The sequence below is a fragment of the bacterium genome, from assembly GCA_040755795.1.
Classification (GTDB): domain Bacteria; phylum UBA9089; class CG2-30-40-21; order CG2-30-40-21; family SBAY01; genus JBFLXS01.
The window spans coordinates 1-4,210 of record JBFLXS010000360.1 but is presented as its reverse complement, the minus strand read 5'-3'; the positions used below and the strand labels follow the sequence as shown (position 1 = coordinate 4,210).

The window sequence follows — 4,210 nt, the reverse complement described above, 5'->3', positions numbered from 1 at the left end:
AAGGAATTGAATAAAACAATAAACCTTTGTGTTCTTTGTGGCTTTGTGTGAGAAAATAAAAAGGAGATATTTTAGGGTCAAACCGTGAATGAGGAATGCACAATAATTCGGTGAGGCAGAGGAAAAGGAAAAGACAGCGAATCAAAGCTTTTGTCTAACCCTGCGTTGCAGTTGACGGCGGGGGACTGTGCCGTGGTCAGAGTTTTGTGGTCTCTCAAAGTTTTATCTTGCTATCAAACTTTAGTGGTAATCCTCCCCGCCGCACCTGAACTTTATCGTTAGACAACAACGCAAATATAGAACAGAAGCTCGGAAGTATAAAAGAGAGATAAAAAGATGATAAAGATTATTAAATGGATAGGTGTTACTTTACTGGCAGCTCTGATCGGAATAACGCTTAGTCATATAATTAGTGAAATCCTAAAAGATCAGGAAATTGCAAGTGTTTATCTTGATGAGACTAAATTGAAAGTTTTTAATAGAAATAACCAATTTTTGTGGGAGAATGATTTTAAAACTGAAGTAATAAAGACGGTTCTTGAGGACATAGATGGTGATAAGAAAAAGGAATTGGTGATAGGTTTTGGAGACCATGGAGAGATTCCAGGGCATATTATGGTTTTAAACAGAAAAAGCAAGGAGCTTTGGAGAGTGAATTCTTATCCAAAGTCATTTCCTATTTGGGGAGGGCACTCAGATAAGTTTAAAATAACTGAATTGTTAGTTAGGGATGTAAATCATGATGGAGAGAAAGAAGTCATCGCATTGGCAAACGATCCACTTTGGTATGCTTCTCGGATAATAATACTAAATGTGTTGGGAAAAGAAGTTGGTAGTTTTTGGCATCCAGGCATTTTAGGGCGGTTATATCTTTTCCAAGATGTTCTATCAAATCATGGGACCGCTGTTGTTTGTATTGGGGTCAATAATGACTTTAGACAATTTTTTAAAGATAGTAAGCCTTATTTGTACCATTCTGTTATTTTCTTGCTGGAAGCAACCAATGTCTTTGGTCAAGCTCCACCTTATTGTAGTAACCTTCCAAAGGGAACGCACAAATGGTATAGAGTAATTCTTCCTCAAGGAAGAAGTATTAAATCAGTAGACTGGAGCAAGGAACTTAGATATTTTAGAATAGAAATTAACGATGGGAGAATTTTTTATTTGAATGCTAATGGAGAGATAATTAAAAAAGGAATCGGGGATGAGTGGGCAAAATATGAAGGAGAAAAGTTCGATACTTTTTATGAAGAACAAGATTTTTTATCTAATATAGAGGAATAGCGGTTGATATACATTTTACTATTTTTGTTGTCTAACAACTCGCTGCAGCCGACCTCGCTTACGCTCGGCGGTTGAGCTCAATCGTTAGAGTGCGGCCTACAAACCTGGTAGGCAAACAGGTGAAAGTCCTGTTAGTGGAATTCCCGTTTTACCACTGTAGTCATATTCGACTCTGCGAAGGGGAGACCCTTTGTGGGGAAAGCTCGGAAGTAAAAGTTCCATTTGGTGGGGCGAGCAAGTATGAGGGCTGTAGCGAAAGCGAACATCTGTTTGAAGCATCGTTATGAGCAAATGAGAGTGTCAAGTCTGTTCTAACGGGATGATGACTACTACCATCACTGAAGGAAACGGGGGATGCAGGTGATGGACTCTTCGGTGTAGAGGAGGCGGCAATCATACAGTGTCTATCAGGCAAAGTAGGGAAGGGCTGGATGGCAGTCAGGATTACCCTTGAATGACAAAGACTTCCTGTATAACCGTGAAAGGGAAATCAGGAAGAGCTATCCAGTCTGGCGGATGAGGCCATAATAGCGATGACGATAAGGATAACATAACCTTATCAGAGTGAAGGGTCTCTGGGCGTAGGTGGTTTCAAGAAAGGGGGAGTCTGCCTATGATTGTCCGAGGGGGCTATTAACATAGGAGTCGGTAAAGTCCCAGAGTGAACCAAGTAAAGAAGCCGAAGGTTTGAGCAAACTTGTAGATAGAGTGATGTATGTTGGGTATAACTTAAGTTACTGTATCTATGAGGAAGACTCAAAACCGAACTGATAAGTACCTACAGCTTGAAGCCGTATTGGGGAAAACCCGATGTACGGAATTTTAGAGGGGGTGCTGGAAACAGGATAACTGTTGTAGTGTTAGTAGATGCGTGCATCGAAAACCCAAGAACAGCTCTATCACTGCGCCAGTGCTCTACTCGACCAGAAAGATGTATATTCAGATATAACGAGCTATATGAATACGCGCCCTGTTGGAGGAATTCTAATGGAGAATAAATTTGAAAAATTGGCATATCGGCTTGGCCTTCACTTTCAGCTATTTTGCGCCTATCTTGTTAAGTATGGCATCGAAATCGACTCCAAGAAAAACTTAAAGGACTCAGAGATTCGTACAGGATGTGAAAAATATAGAGAAATATTGTGCGATATTATAAAAAATCTTGGAATCAGTGTTAATCTTCCAATGCCTAGGAATAGAGAAGAAATTTTCCACTTTTTTACGAATGACCTTTCTAATATTACTATGGAGATAGGCGAACGCCTTAGCATAATTCATTCTACAAGAATATCTTATATCTTTCATCTTTCTTCAAGTATCGCAGGCTATCTTAATGCAATTGAAAATAGAATTTCTATCCCAGCAATCAATGTATTGAAATCTTCAATTGAAAAGCAATCACAAGATTTAGGTATAAAAAAGAAAACTGTCTTAGAGTTTTTAGAATCTCCGAGTAGGGGTTGGGATCACTTTGTGAAGGAAATGTTAAGAGACGAGCAGGACGATAAGCTTAATGACCTTATTATTCTACAACCCAACCTTTGGGGAGTTGGCTTTGACTTGAAAAAGGCACTTAACCTTCTAAAACAAACAAGAGTATAGCAAGTATGTATAGAAGACGCTTTACTTTGAAATACAAGTAATTAGAAACTAAATGCGGTCTATTGAGTGTCTAACCAATCGCTGCACCTGACAGCGGGGGGCTGTGCCGCTTTTTAAAGTTTTGTGGTTTATCAAGTTTTTATCTTGCTTACAAAGTTTAGTGGTAATTCTCCCCCGCTGCAGGTGAGCTCAATCGTTAGGTTTAATGAATAATCATATATCTCAATGCAAGGGAGGTTTATCATGTCTATTGTAACTTTACCAGCTCATTTTGATGGTAAGCGAATTTGCTTAGATGAACCATTTGACTTAGAAAGGGATAATAAGCTAATTGTAACCATTCTACCAACTCTACCAACACGGAAGACTAACAACGAACATGAAGGTTGGTTATCTCTGTCCTGCCAAAGACTGGAAGGTGCATACGGAGGAAATGAGCCCGAATATTCATCAGATTTACTCAAAGAGGTAAACCCTAACTATGAAGCAAGGTGATATAATCCTTACACCAGTACCACAGGCTGATGGAAAACTTAAAGAAAGACCTGCAATTATTCTACGAGAAATGCCACCTTATAGTGATTTTCTCGTCTGTGGTATAAGTACACAATTACATCAGCAGGTTAAAGGGTTTGACGAAATCATTTCTCCTGCTGACGAAGATTTTAAGTCAAGTGGCTTGCTATCAAAATCTTTGATCAGGCTTGGTTTTCTGGCCGTGTTGCCCAGTAATCGCATACTGGGTTCTATTGGTGCAATCTCATCCAAACGGCATAAACGTTTATTAAAAACGCTCAGTAACTATCTTGTTGGTAACTCTACAATAAATAATACAGGCTAAAACCTAACCCTGCGTTGCAGTTGACGGCGGGGGACTGTGCCGTGGTCAGAGTTTTGTGGTCTCTCAAAGTTTTATCTTGCTATCAAACTTTTGTGGTAATCCTCCCCGCCGCACCTGAACTTTATCATTAGAATGAAAAAATAAATCATACAAAGTCACAATGGAATTGAATAAAAAAGAATAAATCTTTGTGTGCTTTGAGGCTCTGTGTGAGGATATAAAAGAGAAATTCTAACCCTTCGCTGCACCTGACTGCGAGGGGCTGTGGCGTGATTGAGATAGTTTTGTAGTTTACCAGAGTTTTATCTTGCTTACAAAGTTTAGTGGTAATTCCCCCTCGCAGGAGGTGAGCTCTGTCGTTAGACAGATGAGACTGAATTTGTTCATGCGAAGAGAAATATAGAAATTGGAGGTTTAATTTTAGTGAATATCGAAATTGAACGTGAAGAAGATGGTCGGTGGATAGCCGAAGTGCCCGATTTG

General features: G+C 39.4%; 4 protein-coding genes. All 4 read left to right on the top strand.

Features of this window, described 5'->3' with window-relative positions:
* Positions 1–336 precede the first annotated feature (336 nt).
* Positions 337–1,284, top strand: coding sequence for a hypothetical protein (locus AB1414_16580; GenBank protein ID MEW6609035.1), 948 nt, complete (start codon positions 337–339; stop codon positions 1,282–1,284).
* A gap of 987 nt (positions 1,285–2,271) precedes the next feature.
* Entirely contained in the window at positions 2,272–2,886 is a 615-nt protein-coding gene (locus AB1414_16575) for a hypothetical protein (protein ID MEW6609034.1), read from the top strand.
* Positions 2,887–3,129: 243 nt separating this feature from the next.
* Positions 3,130–3,381 carry a hypothetical protein gene (locus AB1414_16570; protein MEW6609033.1) on the top strand — a complete coding sequence of 84 codons (252 nt, stop codon included), beginning with the start codon at positions 3,130–3,132 and terminating at the stop codon, positions 3,379–3,381.
* Positions 3,368–3,727, top strand: coding sequence for a type II toxin-antitoxin system PemK/MazF family toxin (locus AB1414_16565; protein MEW6609032.1), 360 nt, complete (start codon positions 3,368–3,370; stop codon positions 3,725–3,727). The genes AB1414_16570 and AB1414_16565 overlap by 14 nt, the downstream gene beginning before the upstream one ends.
* The last annotated feature ends 483 nt before the right edge of the window (positions 3,728–4,210 follow it).

Coding starts and splice junctions, on each gene's coding strand:
- AB1414_16580 (MEW6609035.1), top strand. CDS start 337: ATGATAAAGATTATTAAATGGATAGGTGTTACTTTACTGGCAGCTCTG.
- AB1414_16575 (MEW6609034.1), top strand. CDS start 2,272: ATGGAGAATAAATTTGAAAAATTGGCATATCGGCTTGGCCTTCACTTT.
- AB1414_16570 (MEW6609033.1), top strand. CDS start 3,130: ATGTCTATTGTAACTTTACCAGCTCATTTTGATGGTAAGCGAATTTGC.
- AB1414_16565 (MEW6609032.1), top strand. CDS start 3,368: ATGAAGCAAGGTGATATAATCCTTACACCAGTACCACAGGCTGATGGA.